A 24,674-nucleotide genomic window follows, 5' to 3' on the forward strand; every position below is an offset into this window, starting at 1 on the left:
CGGCAAGGCGGGGGCGGTCTGGGGCGCCACGATCGGCGGCGCTGTTTTCGTCGGGGCTCCTGCCGCCGGTCCGACCGGGATCGATGCGACGACGCCCGGCCGAGATGTCGGCGGAACCGCCGCCGGGCCGCTCATGGCGACGGTCGGAGGCGCGGACTCCGGCGCGAGCGCCCCGACCAGCGTGACCGCCATCGAAGCCGCGACCGCACCGGCCAGGACGAGGGCCGAGACCTTGAGCGCGACGCCGGTGGACGCGATCGGGACCGACGGGGTGAGAAAGGCCTGGCCGGCCAGCGCTCCCTCGGTCGCGGAGGCGGATGCCCCGCCCGCGGTCGCCATCCACGCCGTGTAGGCGGCAGCGCCCCCGACGCCGGCGGCGAGCGGAAGCAGCACGAAGCCGATGTGACGATTGGCCTCGTCGGCCTCGTCGGCGACGATCGGGCACGTGGGGCAGGTGTCGAGGTGCTCGTCGACGCGGCGCTGGTTCGGTTTCGTCAGCCTCTTCCGGAAGCTCGCTCCGAGATGCTCGATCGTCCACCTGCAGTCGGACTCCGCAGGAAGCGAGGCGAGATGCACCTGGATCCAGGATGCCCGTAGCCCTTCCCGCGCCCGGTACGCCAGAGCCGCCACCGCGTTCGGCCTCATGCCCATGAGCGGGGCGACATCGCGAGGCGGCATGCCTTCGACCTCGGTGTACCACAGGACTTCCTGCCACTGCGAGGGCAGCGTGCGGAACGCCTGAGCCGCCAGCGATCCGTTGAGCGCGGTCAGCTGGTTCTCCTCGGTGAACCGGACGTCGGGGATGGTCTCGGCGTACTCCATCGGTATCTCGCGGGATACCCGCCCCCAGCTGGACGCGGTGTTCCGGATCGCGGTGAAGAGGTACGGACGGAAACCGGCAGTCGGGCCGCCACCACGGGAGATCGTCTTGTAGATCTTCGTGAAGGCCTCCGACACCAGATCGTCCGGGTCGAAGGTCCCGGTGAACGAGCGCGCGACGGCGAGACCGGCACGATAGTGCCGACTCCAGAGCTCCGCGTATGCCGCGGCATCTCCTTCTCGCGTACGGTCCACGAGTTCGGTGTCGGATGAGGCGTCAACGGACTTCGTCAAGTCCTGCAGGCGTGACACGGTGTAGCGCTCCAGATGTGTTCCCCAGGGTGCGGAGCCCTCCCATAGAGCTCTGCTGATGGAGAGACGCGGGAATGACCCTTCTATGACGCGAAAGTCACGTCGGATCTCGAGCGCGCCGTTCGCGACGTTCCAGGCGGACCGGTGCGTCATGATCGCCGGTTCGTGGCGTCTCTCCGATCGTGACCCGCCTACTGCGGAGTCCGCCGCGATCCGTCGCTACCCCACAGGGTCCAGAAAGGACACTCCCATGGTTGAAAGAACCTCCTACACGCCCGGCACCCCGAACTGGATCGACCTCCAGTCCCCCGATGTCACCGCGTCGCGCACGTTCTACGGCGCCCTCTTCGGGTGGGCGTTCGAGAACGCGATGGGCGATGAGGGCGAGTACTGGATGTCGAGCCTTCGCGACCTCCCCGTCGCCGCGATCGGCGGCCACAACCCGGAGAACACGGCCCCTGACGCCCCCGCACGCTGGAACACGTACATCGCCACCGATCGCATCGACGACGTCGTCGCAGCGACCGCGGATGCGGGCGGCACAGTCGTCCTCCCCGCCTTCGACGTCCCCGGAGCCGGGCGGATGGCCTGGATCGCCGATCCGTCCGGTCCCGATGTGGGGCTCTGGCAGGCGACAGGACACATCGGATCCCGCCTGGTCAACGAACACGGAGCTCCGGTCTGGAACGAGCTCATCACGACGGGCCTCGATTCCGCGCTGCCGTTCTACAAGAGCGTGCTCGGCATCGATGCCGTCACGACGCAGATGGGTGAGGGCGAGTACACGATCCTTCGCGTGGACGGGGTCGATGTGGGCGGCGCGACCCGGCCGCCGATGCCGGAGGCCCCGAACCACTGGCACGTCTATTTCGCGGTCGACAGCGCCGACGACTCGGCGGCGAAGGCCGAGTCCCTGGGTGCCACCGTGATCGTCGCGCCGTTCGAAATCCCCACGGTCGGCCGTGCCGCAGTTCTGCACGACCCGCAGGGCGGATTCTTCTCGATCCTGCAGCCCGACATGCCGGCCGGCGAGTAACGCGGAGCGGGCGCGCCACCAGGGGGAATCCCGTGGCGCGCTCGCTCACCACGTCGATCTCACTATTGATTTCTATTCTCAATAGATCCCGCATCCCGGGTCCCGGATCCCCGGTTTCGGGGCGCGCTCCCCCGTTTTGGGGCGCACCACGACCGCAGACCCGGTGAGAGCGCGCCCCAAAACGACAGGACGCGCCCCAAAAGCTGGGAAACGTACCAACAGGTAAGGGCGATTCAAGCCGCTCCCGGCGCAGCTGTGCGCGCCCCGCCGAGAACAGGATGGGCACAGCGCGCATCCCGAGCTTCAGTGGGACGCGATCGCGACCTCATCCGGGGTGTGATTCTGGAGCGCAGCGAGCCCCGCCGACCGGCCTTTCAGGAGGACCGCACGCGGCACCAGGCCGTGCTCGCCGAACACGGACTGCGCGAATCGGCGGCCCATCTCCTCGTAGAGCTCCGCATCGGGGTGCAGGGAATCCGGCAGCGGGTGGGCGGGCACGTCGGCAGGACCGTACAGATCGAGCCCGTCGAGGTACACGATGTCCTCACCCGCCGCGCGGCGCACATCGACGACGTGAGCGACCTGCCTGCGGGACTCGGCGAGGGTGAGGGCCCCCTTGCCGATGTCGGCCGGGTCGCCCGCCGTGAAGCAGCGGATGCCACCGTCGTCGAGGAACTCCACGTCACTCGGCCCCGGGGTGTCGTCGCTGCCCGGCCACAGGATGGAGGAGCAGAGCACGATCGGCGTGTGCGGATGTCCCTCGCGGATGCGGTCCAGGAATCCGTGCAGGGCAGGGACGAAGGTGCGCTGGTCCATCGATCGCGCGCCGACGATGTTGACGCCGACCTTGATCGAGATGACGTCCGCAGGCGTCGCGGCGATCGCGTCCGCGACGAACGGATCGAGCATGCATTGCCCGCCGAAGCCGAGGTTGACAAGATCGAGGTCAGCGATCGACGAGGAGACGACGGGCCAGACGCTCGTCGGCAGTTCCGCCTCGGCGCAGTGGCTGATCGAGCTGCCGTGATGGATCCAGAGGGGGCGACCGGTGGGCTCGGCGGGGAAGACGGGAGCATCGCCGACGATGTCGAGCAGATCCACGTTCATGCTCTGCGGGAGGAAGACCGTCACGGTCTTGCGGCCCGCGGGCAGCGGGGCGAGCTCGACGAGCGAGGAGTCGCTGTGCACGACGGTCGTCGCCTCGTCGCCGGCGAAGGAGATCTGCAGGGTCTGATCGGCCGGCGGTTCGGCGGTGGCGACCGTGACGCCCTCGACCTGGGCGACGAAGCTGTTCAGCGGCCTCAGGAAGTCCCCGATCTGGATGCGGGCGCATCGCACGCGGAGCGTCAGGCGCGTCGCGGTGGTGTCCACGCGCAGGCGCACCCCGCTGGCGTTCGAGACGACGGCACGGAGGATCTCCGCGGCCGGGGGAAAATGCGCCCACTGCCGCACCGGCAGCCGCACGGGCCGCACGCCTCCGGGCACCGGAACCAGTTCGAGTGCGCCCTCCACGCGCACGCCTCCGCCGGGCAGCATCACCGTCTCCCCGTGAGCGGCGCTCATTTCGCCGCCTCGAGGCCGGAGTTCGCCACGACGAACTCGACCGTGCGATCGAGTACGGTGTCGCGCTGGGGCAACTGCGCCCAGCCGTGGTCGGCCCCGTCCACGACGATGAGCTCGCCACGGTCGCCGTAGCCCCACAGGTAGCGCTCGGCATACGACACCGGAACGAAGTCATCCGTCCCGTGCAGCAGGCGGACCGGCCCCGTGTATCCCGTCGCGCGACCGTAGACGTCGAAGGACATCGCATCCTCGCGCATCGCCGGACCCAGTCGCATGCCGAGGAAGTCGAAGTATCCGACCGAGTCCAGCTCGGCCAGGGACTTCCCCTGCAGCGTCCCGCCCCGGATCTCGTCCGCGAAGACGGCTGCGGTCGACCACATCGTCAGAGATCGGATGGGCAGCGCGGACTCCGCCGCGACGACGGAGGCGATCACCGCTCCCAGGCTCATCCCGACCAGATGCAGGTCGTCGGCATCGACCCCGTCGAGCGCGGCGACGGCCGCCAGCACCTCGTGCGCGTGGCGGACATCCCGCGAGACCGAGGTCTCGAAGAAGTCCCCGTCGCTCTCCCCGTGTCCGGCCCGGTCGTAGGCGATGACGCCGATTCCCGCGGCGACGAGCCGCCGCGCGAGGGCAGCGAAAACGGCGGAGTACTCCGTCCGCACCGCTCCGAAGCCGTGCAGGAGCACGGCCATCGGCCCCGGTCGGGCGGGGACGTATCGCGTACCGCGAAGTGAAAACCCCTCTGCGGTAGCCAGGAACGGGAGTATCGAGGTCATCGGTCCACCTTCGTGATCAGTGTGCGGGGTTGGGCTGGTCAGCGGCACGCGCCGCCGAGCCGGCGACGGTCGGCGCTGTCACGAGCTCGGATTCCAGGTCGAACTCGTTGCGGGCGTTCCGGCGGAAACCCAGCCATCCGACGAGGAACCCGGCGGCGGCCAGGATCGAGACGCCGATGTACAGCGCTCCCGGGTTGAGGACGACGAGGGCCGGGGTGACCACGTTGAGGCCGGCCGTCGCGAACCTTGAAACGGCGTAGATCGTGCCCTGCGCGGTCGCGCGCAGCATGGTCGGGAACGACTCCTGGGTCCAGACCTTCATGATCGTCTCGAAGCAGAAGGCGCCGAAGAACACGGTGGCCACGGTGGAGACGATGAGCGCGGGGAGGCTGAACCCGAAGAACACGGGAAGCAGGTTCGCGACCACCACGCCGATCGCGCCGATCACGTAGTACGACATCCGGAGCTTGGTGTCCACCACCGCCATGAACCAGAGGGCACCGACGATCGCGGCCGGCATCGCGAGAATCGTCCACGAGTTGTACTCGGCGATCGAGGCGCCCGTGACGTTCACGGCGACGAAGGTGCCGAAGCTTCCCGCGACGCTCGTCGCCATGGCGGCGAGCGTGTAGTAGCCGATCAGGGTGAGGAACGGACGACGGTAGAGGGCACGGCCGAAGTCGCGCAGGCGACCGCGCTCGGCGCGCACGGTGTGGATCCCGGCACGGCGCTCATCTCGTGCGGCGAGCCAGACGGCGGACTCGGGAATGGTGAGCCGCAGCAGGAGCACGCCGAGCGCGATCGCCCCGAAGGTGCCGAAGATGATCAGGCCGCCCGTGGGGCCGGAGGCGCCGAAGTTGATGGCCAGCAGCACAGCCAGGAGGATGCCGAATCCGCCGAGCAGGTTGGAGAAGACGAGGATCTTGCCGCGATTGCGATCCTTCGCAGCCTCGGAGATCGTCGCCAGCGCGACCGGAAGATCGGCGCCGACCCCGATGCCGATCAGCGAGATGCCGATCACCAGGCTGAGGAGACTCACGCCGATGAAGGGCGTGACCGCACCGACCAGGATCAGGGCCATGGTCGCGATGAACACCGTGCGCCGGCCCCATCGGTCGCCCAGCCGTCCACCGAGGAGCGAGCCGATCGCCACGCCCGCGGTGAGGGCGCCGGTGAGCAGGCCGACCTCGTTCGCGGTGAGGCCCGGTGCGCCGGGGCTGAACGCCTGGAACAGCACCAGCGCGATCGGCACGCCGGTCGTGACGCCGGTGTCCACGAATGTCGCCATTCCGCAGACGAAGCCGACCCACCATGAGTTCGGGGCCGGCCTGGATGTGGTTCGCAGCTCGGACATGCAAATACTCCCTCGTATTCGGGCTTGCAGAACCGCGCGACGGCACGATTCCGACATCGGTGTCATCTTGCTATACGGGTATAGCTTCTGTCAAAGAAAGGAGACCAATCGCCCCGAACCCGGTCAGCGGGTCGTCGCAGGAGCGGCGACGGAAGCCCCGCGGGACAGCGACATCGGCACCCGGTGCACAGCGGTCGTCGCTACTTCGTCGACGAGCAGTTGCGCCGCGAGGCGACCGAGCTCTTGATGCGGCAGCGCCACGGAGGTGAGCGTCGGGACGACGGCCGCCGTCAGGGGGCTGCCGTCGAACGCGATGACCGAGATGTCGTCAGGCACCCGCAGACCGGCGTGCTGGAGCGCGTGGTAGGCGCCGACAGCGACCGCATCGTTCACGCAGATCAGCGCGGACGGCGTGACGCCGGAGCCCAGGAGCCGCGCGACGCCGTCCCGGCCGTTGGCGATGTCCCAGTCATTGTCTATCGGCACTCTGCCCGCGAGTGAGGTGCCGGCGGCCGCGAGAGTCGCCTCGATCCCCTCCAGACGCTCGCTGAGCGCGAGGGGGCGCCAGCCGTGCCACTCCACGCCACCCGTGAACCCGGACGGGAAATCGCCGACGAACCAGATGTCGCCCCGGTGGCCGGCCGACAGCAAGGCCGCCGCCGCCGTCTCCCCCGCGGCGAACTCGTCCGGGACGACCGCGGTCGCGTCAGAGCCCTCCGATACGCAGTTCAACAGCACGAACGGCGCACCCCGAACCAGCGCCGGCACGGCGACCGTTCGAGTGAACATCGACGCGTAGAGGAATCCGTCGATGTCCCGGCTCCGCAGGTTCTGCAGGAACCGCGACTCGAGCTCCGGATCCCCCTGGGTGTCGACCGTGTAGAGCAGGGTGTCGGCGTCCCGCAGGGTCTGGAGCGCTCCCCGCACCATCGCATTCGCGACCGACGTCGTGCCGACGAAGTCCGACACGAGCGCGACCGTTCCCGACTTCCCCGTGCGAAGCGTCTTGGCCGTCGCGTTCGGGCTGTAGCCGAGCTCCTCGGCCGCGCGACGGACACGCTCCGACGTCTCCTCGGAGATCCGCAGATCCGTGCGGCCATTGAGGGCGAAGGATGCCGCAGACCGCGAGACGCCTGCCAACTGCGCGACCTGGGTCAGCGTGATGCGACCCGCGCCTCGCTGCCCGTCTTTTCCACGCGCCATCAGCAATCCTCTCCATCGCCAGCCTAGGCTGCGATCCTCATCGACCTGTTTCGCGACACCGCCGCCGCGAGCGAGCCTCAGATCAGCCGTCGACTCGCAGATCCCGGATCAGGGCAGTCGCGTACGCCTCGAAGTCCGCGACGAGGTCGATGCGCTCCGGATCCAGCAGCCACTGGGTCTGCAGGCCGTCCATGACAGCGATGATCTGGCGCGCGATCTGGTCGGGATCGATGTCCGCGCGGTACTCGCCCGATTCGATGCCACCGCGCACGCTGTAGGCCATCGTCGTGCTGATGCTCCGATACCGCTCTCGGGCCCACTCCGCGGCGGGGTGTTCGACCGTCACGGATTCCCCGACGACCACGGCGAAGAGCCTGGCCAGGTCGGGCACCGTGACGTTGAGTTCGAGCAGCCGACGGTTGTACGCCAGATCCGCCTTCCCGACGGGCCGCCCTGCCGCCTCCCAGTTGCGATCCGACGCGCGGTCGCGATCGCGCAGGATCTCGACGAGGAGCTCGTCCTTCGACCGGAAGTGGTGACGCAGGCCGGCCTCGGAGATCCCGACCCGCTCGGCGATGCGGGTCATCGTCGATCCGCGGTACCCGTACTCGGCGAACTCGCGCAGTGCCGCGCCCTGGATTCTGGCTCGTGTGCGCTGGCCGACGGCATAGCCGTGCGCCCGCGGCTCCGCGGAGGCCTGGGCTTCTTCTGCGGGCATGACAGCGAGTCTAGGGGACCCAACAATCTCGTTTCGGTAACAAACCACGAAGCATCACGGTTTTTACGTCTACGCTCGTGGCCAACCCGAGCGAAGGGGGCACTGGTGCCCGAAACCCCCGCGACCGTGACCGCGACCGCGAGTCCGCGAACGACGATCCAGGCCGATCTGCACGACCGCGTCGCATCGCTGACCGGCCAGGACGGCTGGCGCACCCGTGCACTCCCCGCGATCGGACTGCGCTCGCTGAGCCTCTCCGACGGCCCGGCGGGGGTCCGCGGCGGCGCCTTCGGGATCGAGAGCGAAGGTGTGCTACTCCCCAATCCGACGTCGGTCGCGGCGGGATGGGATGAACGAGCGGCCGAGCGAGCAGGGCGGCTGCTCGGCGCCGAGGCGCGTCGCGCGGGCGTCGACTGGCTGCTCGCCCCCGTCCTGAATCTGCAGCGCACACCGTTCGGCGGTCGCCATTTCGAGTGCCTCTCCGAGGATCCGCAGCTGACCGCACGAATCGGTGTCGGTCTCGTCCGCGGAATCCAGTCGGCAGGCGTCGTGGCGACCGCGAAGCACTTCGTCGCCAACGAATCGGAGACGGAGCGGCTGAGCTACGACGCCCTGATCGACGAGAAGACGCTGCGCGAGATCTACCTCGTCCCCTTCGAGGCCGCCGTGCGCCGCGGCGATGTCGACGCGGTCATGGCCGCCTACAACAGCCTCAACGGCGTCACTGCCACCGAGAACGACGAACTCCTGCACCGGATCCTGCGCGAGGAGTGGGGCTTCCGCGGCGCGGTCGTCTCCGACTGGGGCGCCGCACGTGCGGCTGCGGCCACCGCACTGGCCGGCCTCGACCTGTCGATGCCCGGCCCCGACGGCCCCTGGGGGCCGGCACTGGTCGACGCCGTCGTCCGCGGCGAGGTGCCCGCCGAGGCGATCGATGAGAAGCTCGCCGCCCTGTCCAGGCTCGCCGGACGCCGCGACCGCGCGACCACGTCCGGGGATCCGGACGCCGCCGCCGACCTCGATGAGACGCTGGGCGACCTGGCGGCCTCCGGCATGGTGCTGCTCGAGAACGATGGGACGCTCCCGCTCGACGCACCGGCCCGAATCGCCCTCATCGGCCCGCTCGCCGAGCGGTTGACGCTGCAGGGCGGAGGCAGCGCCAAGGTGCGCCCGATGCCGAGGCCAGGGCTCGAGGAGCGGCTGCGGCACGCTCTCGGCGACGGCACGACGATCACGGTCGAGCCCGGCGTCGCGATCCACCGCAATCTGCCCCCGCTCGCGGACGAGCGCATCCCCGCAGGGATCACGCTGCGCTTCGAGGACACCGCGGGCACGACGCTTCTCACCGAGCACCGCCGGCACGCCGATCTCGTCCTGGACGAGGCGGTCCCCGCAGGCACCGCGCGCGTCGTCGTGTCCGCCACGGTCCGTCTCACCGAGGCGGGGATGCACGGGCTGTCCGTGCGTGGCAACGGCACCTACTCCGTCCGCGTCGACGACGGGATCCCGCAGACCTTCGCTCTGGCGGTGCCCGATCGAGATCCGCTCTCACCTCTGGTCGAACCGTACGAGCGCCGCATCGACGTCGCGGGCGACCGCGAGGTCCGCCTCACCGTCGTGCACGAGTGGGATGCCGAGGCCGACTGGCACCTCATCGATCTGGGACATCTGCCGCCCACGCCCGAGGACGATGTCCTGATCGCCCGCGCCGTCGCTTCCGCGCGGGACGCCGACGTGGCGATCCTCGTGGTGGGGACGACCGCCGAGCACGAGACCGAGGGCGTCGACCGCGAGAGCCTTGCACTGCCCGGCCGCCAGGACGAACTCGTCCGCGCGGTGTGCGCGGCGAACCCCCGCACCGTGGTCGTGGTGAACGCGGGCTCGCCGGTCCTGCTCCCCTGGGCCGAGCTGCCCGCAGCCATGCTGTGGGCCTGGTTCCCCGGGCAGGAAGGCGCCCGCGCGCTCGCGGACTGCCTGCTCGGACGGCGTGAGCCCGGCGGACGCCTGCCTGTCGCCATCCCGGCCGGAGAGAGCGGACTCCCCTCTGTCACCCCCGTCGATGGCGTCCTCGACTACGGCGAGCGCGATCGCTTCGGCTCCCGGGCGGAGGTCGCGCCGCGCTACCCGCTCGGCTACGGCCTCGGCTACACCCACTGGGAGTACGAGACAGCTGAGGCGACGACGCGAGACGGCGAGGTCATCGTGACGGTCGGCGTCCGCAACACCGGCACGCGCCCCGGCCGCGACATCGTGCAGGTGTATCTCGACGAGGTCGGCGCGCCGCCGCGGCTGCTCGGATTCGCTCCGGTGACCGCCGACGCCGGCGCCACCGCCTTCGTCGACGTCCGGATCTGGCCCGAAGCGCTCCGGCGCTGGACGGCCTCCGGCTGGCGAGTGCCGGAGGGTCCCCTCCGCATGACCGTGAACCGCTCCCTCGCCATCCCCGTCCTCTCCCTGGACATCGCGCTCCCCCGCACCTGAGCTCCACCCACCCGAAAGGCGAACCCATGGCTCTCAACGACGAAGCCTCCGCTCCGACCCTCGCGCCCGCGGCGACCGCCGCGCCGTCCCGCCCGCGACTCGGCACGCTCGCGATCACCCTTCCGACGACGATGATCGTCCTGTTCATGGTGTGGACCGCGGTGCCGAGCATTCTCCTCCCGGTGCAGGTGCAGGCCCTCACCGGATCGACCGACGCCGGAGCCCTCGCGATCGCGAGCGTGCTGGGCACCGTGGCCGCCGCGATCGCGAACCCGGTCTTCGGTCACCTCTCCGACCGCACCCGCTCGCGGTTCGGGCGACGCGCGCCCTGGATCGTGGTCGGCGCGGTGAGCGGAGCGGCCGTGCTGCTGCTGCAGATCGCGGCACCGTCGATCGCCGTACTCGGGCTGTGCTGGGCCGCGACGTGCCTGACGCTCAACGCCTTCCAGGCTCCGTTCATGGCCGTCATCCCCGATCGTGTGCCCACCGCGCGGATCGGCCTCGCGTCGTCGCTCGTCGGCACCGGTCTCAACGCGGGCGTGCTCGTCGGGTCACTCATGTTCGTCGTGTTCCCCGGGCTCGCCGGATCCGGCGGCTACGTGCTGCTCGCGATCCTCATCGTTGCGGTCGCCGTGCTGTTCGTCACGATCAGCCCCGACACCGATTCCCGGGCGCTGCCCCGCGAGCCCTTCCGCCTTCGCGAGTTCTTCGCGACCTTCTGGGTCAGTCCGCGCCGTTACCCGGACTTCGCCTGGGTCTTCATCGCGCGCGTGCTGCTCATGCTCGGCTACTTCCTCCTGTTCGCGTTCCTCATGTTCGCCCTGCAGGACTACGTCGGGCTCGCGCAGGACCAGGCCGTCCCGCAGGCGGCTCTCCTGTTCGCGATCAACGGCGCCGCGTCGGTGGTCGGATCGATCCTGGCCGCCCCGATCGCCGACCGCACCGGGCGCCTCAAGGTCTTCGTGCTGATCGCCGGCGCCGGCCTCGCCGTCTCGCTCGTGATCCCGCTCGTGCAGGCCAGCATGGCCGCGATGTACGTCTTCGCGGTCGTGAACGGCATCGCGTTCGGCATCTACATGTCCGTCGACACCGCCCTCGTGAACCGCGTCCTGCCCCGCCCGGAGGACGCGGCGAAGGATCTCGGGATCATGAACCTCGGCATGGTGATCCCGCAGGTGCTCTCCGCCTCGATCGGCGCGATCGTGGTCTCCCTCGTCGGCTACGCGGGTCTGTTCGCGATCGCCGCAGTGATCGCGGTGATCGGCGCCCTCGCGATCCTCCCGGTGCGCAAGGTCGTGTGAGGTGACGGCCTCCGCCTCTCCGATCGCCGAGACCAGCCTGGGCCGGGTCCGCGGCGTCGCTCTCGAGGATGGTCTCGTGTTCCGCGGGATCCCCTACGCCCAGGATCCCGTCGGTGACCTCCGCTTCGCGCCGCCGGTCGAGCCCGAGCCATGGTCGGGGGTGCGCCCGGCCGAGGAGTTCGGCCCCGCGGTGCCGCAGACCGTCGATCTCGGGCGCCGCGAGATGTTCGGCCTCCCCGACTACGTCACGTCGGAGGCCGGATCCCTGACCCTCAACGTCTGGACTCCCGCGGTCGACGACGCCCGCCGCCCGGTGCTCGTCTGGATCCACGGGGGCGCGTTCTCCTGGGGATCCGGATCCGACCCGGTCTATGACGGCCACCGGCTGAGCACCCGGCGCGATGTCGTGGTCGTGACGATGAACTACCGACTGGGGGCACTAGGGTTCCTGAGCCTCCCCGGAGTGCAGGGATCCGGCAACGCCGGACTCCTCGACCAGCTCGCGGCCTTCCACTGGGTGAGTCGGAACATCGCCGGGTTCGGCGGCGACCCGGCCAACGTCACGGTCTTCGGGCAGTCCGCGGGGGCGGTGAGCACCGCCGCACACCTCGCCGCTCCGCGTTCCCGCGGCCTCTTCCACCAGGCCATCCTGCAGAGCGGAAGCGGCGAGATGGTCCTGTCGGCCGAGGAGGCATCAGCCCGCGCCGTCGAGTTCGCCGCTTTGCTCGGCACCGTCCCGGAGGATCTCGATCGCCTGCGCGCCGTCCCTGTCGAAGACCTGCTCGCGGCTCAGGAGCGGTTCGACGCGATCATGGAGGAGCGCGGAGAACTCGCCGCTTTCCTGCCGGTCGTCGACGGAGTACTCCTGAGCGAGAGTCCGCTCGACGCGGTGTCCGCCGGACGCGGCGCGCCCGTCCCGCTCATCCTGGGCAGCACCAGGGACGAGGCCCGCCTCTTCACCGAGCTGCTGCCCGGCCCGGACCTCGGCGAAGACGATCTCCTCGCTCTGCTGTCGGACCATCCCGACCCTGCGGCCGCCCGCTCCGGCTACGCCGCGCTCGAGGAGCGCACGGCACCGGGCGATCTGTTCGCCGCGGTCCTCGGCGACCGCCTCTTCGCCGCCCCGACCGAGCGACTCGCGATCGCCCACGCTCATGCAGGCCATCCGACCTGGCGCTACGAGTTCCGCTACCGATCACCGGTCCGCGACGGTGCGCTCGGCGCCTGCCACTCGCTCGACATCCCATTCGTCTTCGATCAGCTCGACACGGATGCCGCGCGCCGTTTCGCCGGCTCTGACGCGCCCGCTGCGCTCGCCGACCGGATCGGCGCAGGCTGGGTGGCCCTGGCCCGCACCGGCGTCGCGGACTGGCCGCCGTTCGATCCTGAGTCGCGTCGCACGCTGCTGCTCGATGAGCACTCTGCACCGGTCGACGATCCCTATGGCGCACGGCGGGCACTGTGGCCGGAGCAGGGACAGCTCGCATCGGGCGGATCCTCGACGCGCTGACCCTGGCTCGGCCCGCATTCGTATCGCAAGACAATCGTCTACGCAATCGCAATTCGTCTCTTCCGCGTCGACTTTGGTACAGACGCACCAGAAATCGCGAGGATCGCACGGGGAACCCGAAGGGGGCGTGAATCGGGACAAGAGATCTATTCGCATTTATGACGAGAGAAAATCGCATGCTGGATCGATTCTCATTGATCCCGTGCTATTCCTGGTCAGTGCGTTTTCAAGGACTGGGGGACCATGAACAAGCAGAACGGCAGGGATGTCTTCGTCGACGAGCAGCACCTGCGGTCGTTGGGCTGGAAGGCCCTCGACCGCCGTTTTCCCCGCATCGTCGCCCACTCGGCGATCTCGCAGAAGTGGGTGGCGAGCCGCATCTGGTCGTCGGCGTCGCACCTGACGAGCACGACGGCGCCTCGCCGGCGCGCAGCACGGATCGTCGTCGGCATCGAGGGGACGGGGCGCGTGGCGGTCCGCGACCGTTCCTATGAGCTGCCGCCGAAACACATCCTCGTGGTCCGCTCCGACTCCCCCGTCGTCATCTCATGCGAGAAGAGCTGGGCGCGCTTCTACTGGGAGTTCGATGACCTGGAGCGCGGGGACAGCCTGCTGCTGCACGCGCTGCAGGGCCCGCGTCTGCTCCCCGACCTGTACTGGAACCTCATCGCGGCGACGACCAACACCGTGGTCACGAGGGCCGAGCAGAACGACAACCGGTTCGACGATCCGTTCCTCAACGAGTCCGTGCTGACGCTGTTCTCGGCCGCCATCGTGAACTCCCTCGCGGTGGAGAACCTGCGCAGCGACGAGCTATCGCGGCGCTTCCTCGAGGCGATCCAGCTGATCGAGGCCCGGCACTCCGATCGCGCGCTCAACGTCGCGCAGCTCGCGCGCCTGCTCGGCGTCTCCATCCCCCACCTGCACCGGATCTTCGCCGCGCAGGACACCACTCCCGGACGGGAGATCGAACGCCAGCGCGTGCTCTCGGCGCACGCCCTCATCACGTCCCGGCAGCGGAGCGGGCGGCACTCCGCCGAAGCCGTCGCGCGACTCTCCGGCTTCACCTCGACGCGCCGCATGCGTGACGCGCTCCAGCGATTCGAAGAAGACAACGCGACGTCCCTGGGCGCCTAGCGCAGACCTACCCCTCGTCGGAGCCGGATGAAGCCCGGGCAGGGCGGCATGCTCGGGCCTTTAGCCGCCACCCCACCCGGACCCGCCGGTAGCCCGGCGGCACCCCGGGACTCCCATAGTCCGGGGCCACGAGTGTTCGAAGATCACTGACCTCCGAACACCCGCCCCCGTGCCGGTGATCCGCGCCCGAACCCGCACCCGAATCACCGGCACGACAAAGGAATAGCACGGCGCGGGCAGCAGTCATCGAAGACCCGACGACTTCCTCTCGCACTTTCGGCGAATTGCTCTCTGATTTCGGTTTCACCACGGTTCCGAAACATTCCAGGCGATGGAATGGAGCAAATGCACTCTTTGCCTCGCGGCCAACGCCGGCGAGGCCGAAACGACATTGTGCGAAGGGGACTCTATGGACGATTCGAACAGCAGCGAGCAGCAGAAAGAGATCGGCATTCGATCGGGGGGATCGACGAGCCGCACCATCCAGCGCAGGACGATCGTGAAGGGCGCCGCGTGGTCGCTCCCGGTCTTCGCCGCGGCCGTCGCGGTGCCGATGGCGTCGGCGTCCGGCACCCCCGCCTGCGCGACGCAGAAGACGTTCTTCACGCTTCCGGACTCGCCGAGCGCGGCGGGGATCACGACGGTGTTCGTCGTTCCCGCCAAGGTGAAGTCGCTCACCGTGACTGTGACCGGCGGCGCCGGTGGCGCGACATTCGGATCCACCACGGTCTGGGGCGGTCGCGGTGGACTCGTCACAGCGACCGTCCCTGTCGTTCCCGGTGAAACGCTGGACCTCCTCGTCGGCCAGGGCGGCGCTTCCCGCACCGCACTCACGGCAAACCCCTCGATCCTCACTGGCGGGCAGGGGTTCGGAAACGGCGGAGACTCGGATCCAGCAGCCGACAACCCGAACAACGGCCCCGGAAGCTGGTGGGGAGGCGCAGCCGGTGGTGCAGGATCGGCGATCTTGCGCGGCACCCAGCCTCTTGTCGTGGCAGGTGGAGGAGGTGGTGCGGCTGGTCTCTACAGTGCCGGCTACACCTACTATTACGGCGGGAGGGGCGGCAACGCGGGAGTTGCCGGCGAGGCGAACTGGGCGAACGTCCCCGATGGTCGACGAATGGACAATCCCGGCGGACTCGTCGGCGGCGGCGCCGCCGGGTCCGGATCCGCGACGCCCCGTGGGTCCTACTTCCTCCTGCCTGGCCTCGCCACGAGTTCCGCGCGAGACGGCGCCGTCGGCGCGGGCGTCTCGCACTCATACGCGGGTCAGCGCTTGGGCTCCGGTGCCGGTGCCGGCGGCGGCGGTTTCGCCGGTGGCGGCAGCGGGGCGAGAGGCGGCGATGCTTCGGGCGCAGACGGCATCTACACCGTGCAGGGCGCCGGGGGCGCCGGCGGCACCAGCTACCTCGACGCCGCGTCCGGTGTCATCGGGACGATGTCCAACTGGAAACACTCCGCGTCGACGACCGGGCGTCAGGGCGGCACGATCACGATCGAGTGGTGCGCCTAACCGCAGGATCCGGCACCCGAAGCCGATGAGCCGACTCCTTGCGTCCCAACCCCAGAGGGCGCAAGGAGTCTTCGGCGTTCGCGCGACGAGGAATCAGTCCACCCTTGGGTCGATTTGCAAAATATATAGACCGGTCTATTCTGAGAACATGACATCCAAAGGGGACCTGACGAAGGCACGGCTCGCAGAGTCCATGCTCGAGCTCATCCAGACCAGCGGCTTCAGCGGCACGGGCCTGAACGCCGTGATCGACCACGCTGCGGCTCCCAAGGGTTCGATCTACTTCCACTTCCCCGATGGGAAGGAGGGCCTGGGCATCGCCGCGATCGAACTCGCCGCGAAGCAGTTCGAGGCGCTGATCGCCGAGGCGGCAACATCCGCAGGAAACGCGGCAGACGCCGCCCGGGCCGTGATCGTGGCCCTCTCGACCATCGTCAGCGAGAGCGACTTCCGGCTGGGTTGCCCGGTCTCCGTCGTCACCCTGGAGATGGGCGCCGAGAGCGAGCGGCTGCGGCAGGCGTGCGTCACTGCCTTCGAGTCGTGGATCGCCGCGACGGCCACGTTCCTCGAGGCCAGCGGCGTCGACGCTGAGGAAGCCGGGTCTCTTGCAACCGTCGTCGTGTCGACGATCGAAGGGGCAGTCATCGTGTCCCGCGCCATGCGGAGCGTCCAGCCTCTGGCCTCGGCCGCCGACGTTGTGGCAATGCTCATCGAGCAGCGCTGCGGGGCGGGAGAGACGCGATGACCCCTCACGACGACTCCCGTCATGCCCTGGTCTTCGGGGCCTCGGGCCTGGTCGGCCGGCACCTCGTCCTCACTCTCGCTGAGGCCGGTGCGCATGTCACGGCGGCGGTTCGAACCGCCGAGTCCGGAGCTCGGCTCGAGCGGTGGCTCGAGGAGCACGGCCTGACACGGCGGATCAGCACGGCGATCGTCGACTTCGACGCCCCCGAGATCTTCGAGGGCGGCCCCACCGCGTTCGCCTCCATCACGGAGATCCACAACTGCGCCGGGTCCTACCGATTCGGGATGACCGCCGAGGAGGCACGTAGCGCGAACGTCGGCATCGTCGAGAAGCTGATCGACTTCGCCGCGGACCTCCCCCGCCTGCAGCGCGTCGTCCATGTGTCGGGCTACCGTGTCGGCGGGCAGAACCCCGCGACCATTCCGTGGTCGGACGATCACCGCGCCGCGGTCTACGAGGAACTCGGCGCCTACGAAGCATCGAAGGTGGAATCCGACGCGATCTTCCAGACCCGCGCCTTGGAACGCGGAATCCCCTGGACCATCGTCAATCCGTCCAGCGTGATCGGCGACAGCGTCACCGGGGAGTCCGACCAGCTCATCGGCTTGGCCACCACCATCGAGCAGATCTGGGATGGCACCGCAGCTGCGCTTCCCGGAGGCGGATCGACATTCCTCCCGGTCGTGACAGTCGACTACCTGGCTGGTTTCATGGCCGCAGCGGCGGTCGATCCGGCTGCTGCCGGGATGGCCTACTGGATTCTCGACGATGACACTCCGCCGCTGGCTGACCTCCTCACGCACGTCGGCCGGCATCTCGGCGCGAAGGTGCCGTGGCTGCGGATCCCGGTCAGTGTCATCACGCGGCTCCCCCAGCGGATCACCAAGGCGGATCCCGAAACGCTCACCTTCATGTCCGCCGACCGCTATCCGACCGGGTCCGCCGTCGAGTTCGCCGACCGACACGGGATCCGGATGCCCGACGTGCGGGTGTCACTCGAACGCTGGGCCGACCACCTGGCCGCGCATCGGTTCGGCGCCGACATGACGGCCGGCCGTCGATTCGTCGATGCCGGCGGTCTGAGGACCTTCGAGCTCGGCGACTCAGGATCCTCCCGGCTGATCCTTCCCGGTCTGCCGGTCAACGCGGACACCTGGGCCGACGTGGCGTCGGGCATCGGCGCGCGCGCCGTCGACCTGCCCGGACTCGGCCTCAGCGGCGGCACGGGCGTTCGGGACTGGGAACGATGGCTACCCGCCGTGCTGGGCGAGGAGCCCGCTGATCTCATCGGCCATTCGATCGGCGCTGCCACCGCGGTGGTCGCGGCAGATCGCTTCCCGGAGAAGATCAGGTCCCTCACTCTGATCGCGCCGTTCTTCCTCCAAGCTCCGGCCGGCACTTCGACCGGACTTCGGCCGCTGGTCGCCGCCTACCTGCGGCACACGGACGCGGCTCGCCTGTCACGCACGCTGACCGGATCCGAGACGAGCGCGACCGCTCTCGCTTCGAGTCGCAGCGACCTCAAGCGGAGCAGTGCGAAGAGGGCGGCCGCCCAGCTCGCCCGTGCGCGATCGAGCCGGTGGCGCGCCGAGCTCCGGGAAGCGCTGGGACGATTCCGCGGCCCGGTCCGCATCATCACCGGGAGCGAAGACCCCTTGGCTCCGGATGCTGTGGCCCTACTCAGGTCCCTCCCGGACGTCAAGCTGATATCGATCCCGGGCGCCGGTCACCATCCGCAGCTGACCCACGACGATGCCCTCGTCGTGCTCCTGCGGGAATCGGTCTGTGTCCCGGGTAGCGGCCTCAGCGAGAGCATCAACGGCGTGCAGATCACGGAAGAGCAGATCGCAGCATGGGCTGCGGAGACCGAAGCCGGCTACGACGTCGACGCGCTCAAGAAGCGTGGACGAGGTCGTCCCGGCCGTGGCGCCGAGCCATTTCACGCCGCGACGACCGCTGGCGAGTCATGACCTCTTGCGCGCAGCGCGAGCGCACAAGACGCGATCCGAACTGATCCGCGACGCCCGGGCCGCCCGCAGATCGTGGGGGTCCGGGCAGGCTGTGTCACTCAGCCAGGGTTTTGCAGCCTGCCCGGGGTTTGTGGTGCGTTCAGGACGCGAGGGCTTGGGTTCGCTCGTGTGCGTCCGTCAGCATGCCTGATGTGGTGAGGGTGGTCACGTCGATGGCGAGGATGCGGTCGAGGGTGGTGGGCGTGATGCGCGTCCTCACTGTCTTGCCCTCGCCGGTGAGCTGAGCGATGGTGGTGCGGCCTGTCCCGGTGAGGGTGGAGATGTGGCGGAGGGACAGGCCGAGGGCTCGGAGTTCGCGGATTCTGGTGGCCGCGGCGCGGGCGTCGATGCTCTCGGTGCGTGGGGCGATTCCGGCTGCTCTGGCGAGTTGTTGCCGGTAGTGCGACCGCGCGTCGGTGCAGGTGAGGCCGGTGCGGTCACCGGGGCAGGTTGCGGGGTTGCGGCATCCGAGGAGGTATCCGTTGGAGGTGCCGTGTTCGATGGGGGTGCCGGTTCCCGCGGAGCGGCGGGCGGTGTAGGTCTGCATGTAGCGGCGGCGTGCTTCGGGGCAGGTCATGCCGCCGCGGGCCCAGTTCGGGCAGGCTCTGGTGTCTCGGCAGCCGCGGGCGTATCCCCAGGGGGTGCCGTGCACCTCGCGCACGGCGGGGTCCGATGGCGTCGCGGGTTCGGCGAGCACGTGTCGGGGTAGCGGCTGGTGGGCGGGGAGGCGTGAGAGCCGGTAGTCGCCGCGTCGGCGAATGGCCGCTTCGGCGCAGGAGAGGAACTCGGATCCTTCCCCGTGCAGGCACATCGCACGGGTGCGGCAGCCTTGGCTATAGCCGGCGGGGCTGCCATGCGGGGCGGGGTTGTGGGGGTGCATGGGGTGCTCAGCGGGTGCGGATGGCCTGCTCGGCGAGGGTGGCGATGTGTTCCACGGGCTGATCGGCGTTCACGGTGAGGCCGGTCTCGTCCGGGGTGAGCGGTTCGAGGGTCGCGAGTTGGGATTCGAGGAGGGTGAGGGGCATGAAGTGCTCGGAGCGGACGACCATACGGTTCGCGAGGACCTGCCTGGTGACGTCGAGGTGGACGAAGAACACGCGAGGCGCGTGGGCGCGGAGCAGGTCGCGGTAGGCGGTCTTGAGGGCGGAGCACGCGATGACGATGCCGGTCAGGGTGTTCCGGTCTAGTTCTTCGCCGACAGCGGTCAGCCACGGGGCGCGGTCCTCATCCGTGAGGGGTGTCCCTTGTGACATCTTCTGGATGTTGGCCGGCGGGTGGAAGTCGTCGGCGTCGGCGAACGCGACCCCGAGCCGTTCAGCGAGGGCTTGTCCGATCGTGGACTTCCCGCATCCGGAAGCGCCCATGACCACGATGACCGGTGCCGCCGCGGGAGTAGTCATTTTCTGCCTCGTTCCGGGCCGAACTTGAGGAGCACCTTGCTGGACACGGTGGGATCCGCCGCGATCTCGAACGCGGTGGCCGCCTGCCGCCAGGGTGTGACGTGGCTGATCACGGGCGCGATGTGCAGTTTCCGGTCGGCGAGGGCGCGGATGACGTCATCGATCTCGTCGTTGAACCGGAACGATCCGAGCAGGTCGAGTTCGCGGGCGATCGCGAGCGCGATCTGCACCGGCTGGGGGCCTGCGGGCAGCAACCCGACCATCGCGATCACCCCTCCCCGGGTGGCGCCGCGGATCGCGGTGTCGAGGCCCCGGTGGCTTCCGGAAGATTCGACGACGACGTCCGCGTCGATCGCGGCGATGTCGGCGTCATCCGGCTGTTTCAAGACGGTGTCCGCGCCGAGCTCGGCGGCGATCTGCAGGGGCCGATCGTGCAGGTCGATCGCGGTGATGTGGCGGGCGCCGCGGGCTTTGAGGACCGCGATCGTGAGCAGGCCGATCGGACCGCACCCGACGACGAGCGCAGACAGGTCGGTGACGTCGCCGATGCGTGTCACGGCGTGCCAGGCGACGCTGGCAGGTTCGATCAGCGCGGCCTCCTGCAGATCGATCCCGGCCGGCAGGGCCCGCAGCATCCGGGTGGGCATCGTCACACGATGCGCGAACGCGCCGTCGCGGTGCGGGAACCGGGCCGCGGATCCGAGGTAGCCACCCCCGGACAGGTTCGGCCGGTCAGCGGGGTGGCGGACATACTCCCTGGCCGGGGTCGCCGGGTGCACTGCGACCCTGGTGCCTTCCGCGGGGCCGGTGCCATCGGGGGCAGCCCGGCGCACGATGCCGACGACTTCGTGACCGAGGACCATCGGCGCCTTCAGGATCGATTCCCCGGCCGCGCCGTGCTGCCAGTAGTGCAGGTCGGATCCGCAGATGCCTCCGTAGACGATATCGATCACCGCCTCATCCGGGGCGGGCACCGGTTCCGGGACCTCATCGATGCGCAGATCCCCGGCCTCGTGGATCACGATCGAGTGCAGCGTGCCGGCCATCAGACGACCGCCGTCATTCCACCGTCGACGAATACGACCTGCCCGGTCACGAACCGGGATGCGTCCGAGGACAGCCAGACCACGGCGCCGCCGATGTCCTCCGGCTCACCCCACCGGCCGATCGGGGTGCGTCCCAGCACCCACGCGTTGAACGCCGGATCATCCACGAGAGCCTGGGTCAGCTCGGTGCGGATATACCCGGGGGCGACACCGTTCACGCGCACCCCACTGCCCGACCACTCCGCGGTCATCGCCCGGGTGAGGCCCCGAAGCCCGTGCTTCGCGGCCGTGTACGCACCGATCGTGGGACGGGCAAGATCCGTCTGCACCGAGCAGATGTTCACGATCGCACCCGCACCCCGCCCGATCATCCCCCGCGCGACGGTCCGCCCTACGAGGAACGCGCTGGTCAGATCCGTGCGGATCACCCGCTCCCAGTCCTGCACGCTCACCTCCAGCATCGGCTCCCGATGCTGGAGCCCCGCATTGTTCACCAGGATGTCGACCGGGCCCACCGCCTCCACTCCGGCGACCCCCTCCAGAACCGACGCCTCATCCGTGACGTCGAACCCGGCAGACGAGACCGCCCCCGCACCGAACTCCGACGCGAGCGCCGCGGCGGTCGTCTCGGCGGCTTCTGCGTTGCGGCCGTGGATCACGACCTGCGCGCCCGCGCCCAACAGCGACCGGGCGATCGCGAGGCCGATGCCCCGGCTGGAGCCCGTCACCAGGGCACGACGCCCCGTGAGATCAAAAGGACTGCTCATCGTCTGTTCCCTTTCCCGTTCAGTAGAACTCGACCGTGTCGACCACGTTGCGCATCGGCAGCCCGTCCAGGAACCGGGTCGCGTTCTCGGCGAACAGCTCCGCGATCCGGCGGTCCTCCCGCACGTCCAACGCCGCCGTATGCGGACTCACCAGCACCCGCGGATGCCCCCACAGGGCGCTTGCCTCCGGCAGCGGCTCCACCTCGAACACATCCAGCGCCGCGAAACCCACGACCCCGGCGTCCAACGCCGCGAGCAGTGCGGATTCGTCGATCACCGTGCCGCGTCCCACGTTCACCACCGTCGCCCCTGGCTTCAACACGGACAGGAACTCGGGCCCGATCAGATGATGCGTGGCATCCGTGCCCGGCAGCGTCGCCACCACGGCATCCACCTGCGCGAGCACCTCGCCGACGTTGTCCGGATGGACCGTGCGGGCCACCCCCGGCACAGATGCGCCACTGCGCGAGGTCCCGATCACCGTCGCCCCCAGAGCAGACAGCTTCGCCGCGACCACCGCGCCGATCCCGCCCAACCCCAGCACGAGCACCGTCAGATCCGACACCTGCCCCATCACCCAGCGCCCGCTCCACACCCGCTCCCGCTGCTGACCCAGCAACCGCGGAAGATGCTTCGCGCCCGCGAACACCCCGAACACCGCGAACTCCGCGAGCGCATCCCCATGCACGCCGGCCGACGTCGTGAAGGCGACCCGCCCCAGCTCCTCGCCCGTCAGCCCCGCAGCGCGCACCTGACCGCCGCCGCCGGCCGCCATCGTGTGCACCCACCGCAGCAGTGGATTCGCGCGCACCGTGCGCGCCAGAGCCACCGGATCCACATCCGGGATGCCGTACAGCACATCCGCCGAATCCAGCATCCCCTCGAACATCGACTGCTGCTCCGCCGTCCGGCGGAACGACGGGTCCCCCGAGAAATCCGCCGGATGACGCATCGGCGCCACCAACGACGGATCCACCACAAGGTCCACCCGCGGCTCCAGCGAAACGATCAACTCGCACAACTCCGACGCCAGCGGCGCAGCCACCACCGCCCGCAGACGCGCGCTCACCGGAGGTCTCCCACGGCGGCGCCGATCGCGGCGAGCGCGGCGGTGATGGTGCCGGTGTCCGTCGCGAACGAGATCCGGAAGAAGGGCGACTGCCCGTACCCGGATCCCTGGATCACAGCGACGCCGGCGTGCTCGAGGAGGTGCAGCGTCACGTCCTGATCGCTCTCGAGAGTGCGACCGTCCGCCGTCGTCTTGCCGATGAGACCCGCGCAGTCCACGTAGACGTAGAAGGCGCCGTCGGGCGCGATCGGCCTCAGCCCGTCGATGGCCGCGAGACCCGCCACGGCGACATCGCGTCGTTCCCGATACACGGGAACGGTCTCCGCGATGAAGTCCTGGGGGCCCTCCAACGCCGCGGCCGCGGCGGCCTGGCTGATCGACGACGGGCACGACGACGTCTGCGACTGGAGGGTGTTGATCGCGCCGACGAGCGACGGATCCCCCGCCGCATAGCCGAGCCGCCACCCCGTCATCGCGAAAGACTTGGACACCCCGGAAACGACGAGCACGCGGTGCCGGAGGTCGGGTGCGACGGACGCAAGACTGGGGGCCGGCGCACCGGTGAAGGAGATCTCGCTGTAGATCTCGTCGGACAGCACGGACACGGCCGGGTGCCGACGCAGGACCTCCGCGAGGGCCGACAGGTCCTCCGCCGTGTAGACGGCACCGCTGGGATTGCCGGGGCTGTTCAGGATCAACCACGTCGTGCGGTCGGTGATGGCCGCTTCCAGCTCATCCGCCGTGAGCTTGTACCCGGCATCGGCCGACGTCGGAAGGATGACAGGACGGCCGTCGTTCGCGCGAACCATGTCCGGGTACGAGACCCAGTACGGCGCCGGGATCAGCACCTCGTCGCCGGCATCCACGGTCGCCATCAGCGCGAGGAAGATGACCTGCTTGCCCCCGCCGCCGACGGTGATCTCCGAATCCGAGTATTCGATCCCGTGCGTCCGCAGCAGCGAACCCCTGATCGCTTCACGCAGACGCGGCGTGCCGTTGACCGGGGTGTACTTCGTCTCCCCCCGCCGGATCGCGGCGATCGCCGCCTCCTTGACGTGGTCAGGGGTGTCGAAGTCGGGCTCGCCGACGGTGAGGTCGAAGATGCGGCGTCCGGCCGCCTTCAGCTCGCGCACGCGGGCGGCCGCGGCGGTGCTCGGCGACGGCGCGATCCTCGCGAGTCGCTCCGCTCCTCGGAAGGAGGAGGTCACGGTGTCGCTCACGACTCGTCCTCGATGTCGGTGGTGAGTCCCTTGGCCTTCAGCACCTCGGTCAGATTGCAGAGATCGATGGTCGTGCACCCGGCCCAGTACTGCTCGATCAGCGTGGCCTCGTGGGCGTCACGTGCTGCGGACAGCTCCGCCGCCTCGCACACCTCCTCGCGCCGGACGACCACCACACCGTCCGCATCACCCTTGACGACGTCTCCGGGACGGATGGATTCGCCCGCGAACACCACAGGCTGGTTGAGCGCACCGAGGGTCTCCTTGACCGTGCCCTTGATCGACACACTCCCGGAGAACACGGGAAGGCCGAGCGCACGCAGCTCCTGGGTGTCCCGGACTCCGGAGTCTGTGACGAGAGCCGCGATGCCCTTCGCCTTGCAGGCATTGCCCAGCACGTCGCCGAACATCCCTGCCTCCGGGAAGCCACCGGCGGCCACGATGAGCACGTCCCCCGGCTGCGCGTAGTGGATCGCGACCTGCAGCATCAGGTTGTCGCGCGGCGCGCAGACCACGGTGAACGCGGAACCGACGAACGACGTGTCGCGATCGATGGGCTTGATGCGGGAGTCGAGAGCCCCGCGACGTCCCTGAGCCTCGTGGATCGTCGCCGAGGTGAACTCGCCGAGACGGGCGATGTCGGACGCATTCGCCCGCTCGATCTTCGTGGTGACGTGAACCATGGTGTCGTC

21 protein-coding genes are annotated in these 24,674 nt (G+C 69.4%); 8 read left to right on the forward strand and 13 right to left on the reverse strand.

The annotated features are described in order from the left end of the window. On the reverse strand, positions 1-1,113 hold a 1,113-nt coding region (locus RS86_RS18000; RefSeq protein WP_160299710.1), incomplete at its 3' end, for a sigma-70 family RNA polymerase sigma factor. Positions 1,114-1,381: 268 nt separating this feature from the next. On the opposite strand from RS86_RS18000, the gene RS86_RS18005 reads away from it, so the two are divergent. Then, entirely contained in the window at positions 1,382-2,167 is a 786-nt protein-coding gene (locus RS86_RS18005) for a VOC family protein (protein ID WP_045273678.1), read from the forward strand. A gap of 303 nt (positions 2,168-2,470) precedes the next feature. Here RS86_RS18005 and RS86_RS18010 read toward each other — a convergent pair whose 3' ends face one another. The 5 genes from RS86_RS18010 to RS86_RS18030 all read right to left on the reverse strand — a co-directional run bounded on the left by RS86_RS18010 (position 2,471) and on the right by RS86_RS18030 (position 7,784). Further along, complete coding sequence (locus tag RS86_RS18010) at positions 2,471-3,730, reverse strand: SGNH/GDSL hydrolase family protein (RefSeq protein ID WP_052680372.1); 1,260 nt, start codon at positions 3,728-3,730, stop codon at positions 2,471-2,473. Then, positions 3,727-4,425, reverse strand: coding sequence for an alpha/beta hydrolase (locus tag RS86_RS18015; protein WP_235281824.1), 699 nt, complete (start codon positions 4,423-4,425; stop codon positions 3,727-3,729). Before RS86_RS18015 ends, RS86_RS18010 begins: the two co-directional genes overlap by 4 nt. A 100-nt stretch (positions 4,426-4,525) precedes the next feature. After that, a complete protein-coding gene (locus RS86_RS18020; protein ID WP_045273680.1) occupies positions 4,526-5,863 on the reverse strand; it encodes an MFS transporter in 1,338 nt (445 codons plus the stop codon). A 123-nt stretch (positions 5,864-5,986) separates the two neighbouring features. After that, on the reverse strand, positions 5,987-7,066 hold the full coding sequence (locus RS86_RS18025; RefSeq protein WP_045273681.1) for a LacI family DNA-binding transcriptional regulator: 1,080 nt from the start codon (positions 7,064-7,066) through the stop codon (positions 5,987-5,989). A gap of 82 nt (positions 7,067-7,148) precedes the next feature. Further along, positions 7,149-7,784: a TetR/AcrR family transcriptional regulator gene (locus RS86_RS18030; protein ID WP_045273682.1), complete on the reverse strand. Its 636-nt coding sequence runs from the start codon at positions 7,782-7,784 to the stop codon at positions 7,149-7,151. A 105-nt stretch (positions 7,785-7,889) separates the two neighbouring features. On the opposite strand from RS86_RS18030, the gene RS86_RS18035 reads away from it, so the two are divergent. From RS86_RS18035 to RS86_RS20210, 7 genes are all read left to right on the forward strand, one after another. Further along, positions 7,890-10,265, forward strand: a complete 2,376-nt coding sequence (locus RS86_RS18035; RefSeq protein WP_052680373.1) for a glycoside hydrolase family 3 C-terminal domain-containing protein — start codon at positions 7,890-7,892, stop codon at positions 10,263-10,265. A 26-nt stretch (positions 10,266-10,291) separates the two neighbouring features. Further along, entirely contained in the window at positions 10,292-11,566 is a 1,275-nt protein-coding gene (locus RS86_RS18040) for an MFS transporter (RefSeq protein ID WP_052680374.1), read from the forward strand. A gap of 1 nt (position 11,567) precedes the next feature. Continuing rightward, complete coding sequence (locus RS86_RS18045; protein ID WP_052680375.1) at positions 11,568-13,076, forward strand: carboxylesterase/lipase family protein; 1,509 nt, start codon at positions 11,568-11,570, stop codon at positions 13,074-13,076. Positions 13,077-13,319: 243 nt separating this feature from the next. After that, positions 13,320-14,213: a hypothetical protein gene (locus RS86_RS18050; RefSeq protein WP_045273683.1), complete on the forward strand. Its 894-nt coding sequence runs from the start codon at positions 13,320-13,322 to the stop codon at positions 14,211-14,213. A gap of 409 nt (positions 14,214-14,622) precedes the next feature. Then, the gene (locus RS86_RS20020; protein ID WP_052680376.1) at positions 14,623-15,726 is read left to right on the forward strand and encodes a hypothetical protein; all 1,104 of its coding nucleotides are present in this window, start codon (positions 14,623-14,625) and stop codon (positions 15,724-15,726) included. 148 nt (positions 15,727-15,874) lie between these two features. Next, positions 15,875-16,471, forward strand: a complete 597-nt coding sequence (locus RS86_RS18060) for a TetR/AcrR family transcriptional regulator (RefSeq protein WP_045273684.1) — start codon at positions 15,875-15,877, stop codon at positions 16,469-16,471. Continuing rightward, on the forward strand, positions 16,468-18,441 hold the full coding sequence (locus RS86_RS20210; RefSeq protein WP_235281825.1) for an alpha/beta fold hydrolase: 1,974 nt from the start codon (positions 16,468-16,470) through the stop codon (positions 18,439-18,441). The genes RS86_RS18060 and RS86_RS20210 overlap by 4 nt, the downstream gene beginning before the upstream one ends. 139 nt (positions 18,442-18,580) lie before the next feature. Here the strand turns inward: RS86_RS20210 and RS86_RS20855 are convergent, their stop codons facing one another. From RS86_RS20855 to RS86_RS18100, 7 genes are all read right to left on the reverse strand, one after another. Beyond that, positions 18,581-19,177 (reverse strand): helix-turn-helix transcriptional regulator, encoded by a 597-nt coding sequence (locus tag RS86_RS20855; protein ID WP_200892843.1) that lies wholly within the window; start codon positions 19,175-19,177, stop codon positions 18,581-18,583. A 190-nt stretch (positions 19,178-19,367) separates the two neighbouring features. Then, positions 19,368-19,880: a gluconokinase gene (locus tag RS86_RS18075; RefSeq protein WP_045273686.1), complete on the reverse strand. Its 513-nt coding sequence runs from the start codon at positions 19,878-19,880 to the stop codon at positions 19,368-19,370. Next, positions 19,877-20,926, reverse strand: a complete 1,050-nt coding sequence (locus RS86_RS18080) for an L-idonate 5-dehydrogenase (RefSeq protein ID WP_045273687.1) — start codon at positions 20,924-20,926, stop codon at positions 19,877-19,879. Before RS86_RS18080 ends, RS86_RS18075 begins: the two co-directional genes overlap by 4 nt. Next, entirely contained in the window at positions 20,926-21,693 is a 768-nt protein-coding gene (locus RS86_RS18085; RefSeq protein WP_045273688.1) for a glucose 1-dehydrogenase, read from the reverse strand. The genes RS86_RS18080 and RS86_RS18085 overlap by 1 nt, the downstream gene beginning before the upstream one ends. Positions 21,694-21,712: 19 nt before the next feature. Next, entirely contained in the window at positions 21,713-22,762 is a 1,050-nt protein-coding gene (locus RS86_RS18090; protein WP_045273689.1) for a D-2-hydroxyacid dehydrogenase, read from the reverse strand. Beyond that, positions 22,759-23,982: an aspartate transaminase gene (locus RS86_RS18095; protein ID WP_235281826.1), complete on the reverse strand. Its 1,224-nt coding sequence runs from the start codon at positions 23,980-23,982 to the stop codon at positions 22,759-22,761. Before RS86_RS18095 ends, RS86_RS18090 begins: the two co-directional genes overlap by 4 nt. Continuing rightward, entirely contained in the window at positions 23,979-24,665 is a 687-nt protein-coding gene (locus RS86_RS18100) for a 4-carboxy-4-hydroxy-2-oxoadipate aldolase/oxaloacetate decarboxylase (RefSeq protein WP_045273690.1), read from the reverse strand. Before RS86_RS18100 ends, RS86_RS18095 begins: the two co-directional genes overlap by 4 nt. Positions 24,666-24,674 lie beyond the last annotated feature (9 nt).

Source organism: Microbacterium azadirachtae, assembly GCF_000956505.1.
Lineage (GTDB): Bacteria > Actinomycetota > Actinomycetes > Actinomycetales > Microbacteriaceae > Microbacterium > Microbacterium azadirachtae_A.

What these genes read in the sequence shown, in the direction of transcription:
- RS86_RS18040 (WP_052680374.1), top strand. Translation starts at nt 10,292, where the DNA reads ATGGCTCTCAACGACGAAGCCTCCGCTCCGACCCTCGCGCCCGCGGCG.
- RS86_RS18080 (WP_045273687.1), bottom strand. Translation starts at nt 20,926, where the DNA reads ATGGCCGGCACGCTGCACTCGATCGTGATCCACGAGGCCGGGGATCTG.
- RS86_RS20020 (WP_052680376.1), top strand. Translation starts at nt 14,623, where the DNA reads ATGGACGATTCGAACAGCAGCGAGCAGCAGAAAGAGATCGGCATTCGA.
- RS86_RS18010 (WP_052680372.1), bottom strand. Translation starts at nt 3,730, where the DNA reads ATGAGCGCCGCTCACGGGGAGACGGTGATGCTGCCCGGCGGAGGCGTG.
- RS86_RS18030 (WP_045273682.1), bottom strand. Translation starts at nt 7,784, where the DNA reads ATGCCCGCAGAAGAAGCCCAGGCCTCCGCGGAGCCGCGGGCGCACGGC.
- RS86_RS20210 (WP_235281825.1), top strand. Translation starts at nt 16,468, where the DNA reads ATGACCCCTCACGACGACTCCCGTCATGCCCTGGTCTTCGGGGCCTCG.
- RS86_RS18005 (WP_045273678.1), top strand. Translation starts at nt 1,382, where the DNA reads ATGGTTGAAAGAACCTCCTACACGCCCGGCACCCCGAACTGGATCGAC.
- RS86_RS18020 (WP_045273680.1), bottom strand. Translation starts at nt 5,863, where the DNA reads ATGTCCGAGCTGCGAACCACATCCAGGCCGGCCCCGAACTCATGGTGG.
- RS86_RS18015 (WP_235281824.1), bottom strand. Translation starts at nt 4,425, where the DNA reads ATGGCCGTGCTCCTGCACGGCTTCGGAGCGGTGCGGACGGAGTACTCC.
- RS86_RS18025 (WP_045273681.1), bottom strand. Translation starts at nt 7,066, where the DNA reads ATGGCGCGTGGAAAAGACGGGCAGCGAGGCGCGGGTCGCATCACGCTG.
- RS86_RS18085 (WP_045273688.1), bottom strand. Translation starts at nt 21,693, where the DNA reads ATGAGCAGTCCTTTTGATCTCACGGGGCGTCGTGCCCTGGTGACGGGC.
- RS86_RS18075 (WP_045273686.1), bottom strand. Translation starts at nt 19,880, where the DNA reads ATGACTACTCCCGCGGCGGCACCGGTCATCGTGGTCATGGGCGCTTCC.
- RS86_RS18050 (WP_045273683.1), top strand. Translation starts at nt 13,320, where the DNA reads ATGAACAAGCAGAACGGCAGGGATGTCTTCGTCGACGAGCAGCACCTG.
- RS86_RS18060 (WP_045273684.1), top strand. Translation starts at nt 15,875, where the DNA reads ATGACATCCAAAGGGGACCTGACGAAGGCACGGCTCGCAGAGTCCATG.
- RS86_RS18100 (WP_045273690.1), bottom strand. Translation starts at nt 24,665, where the DNA reads ATGGTTCACGTCACCACGAAGATCGAGCGGGCGAATGCGTCCGACATC.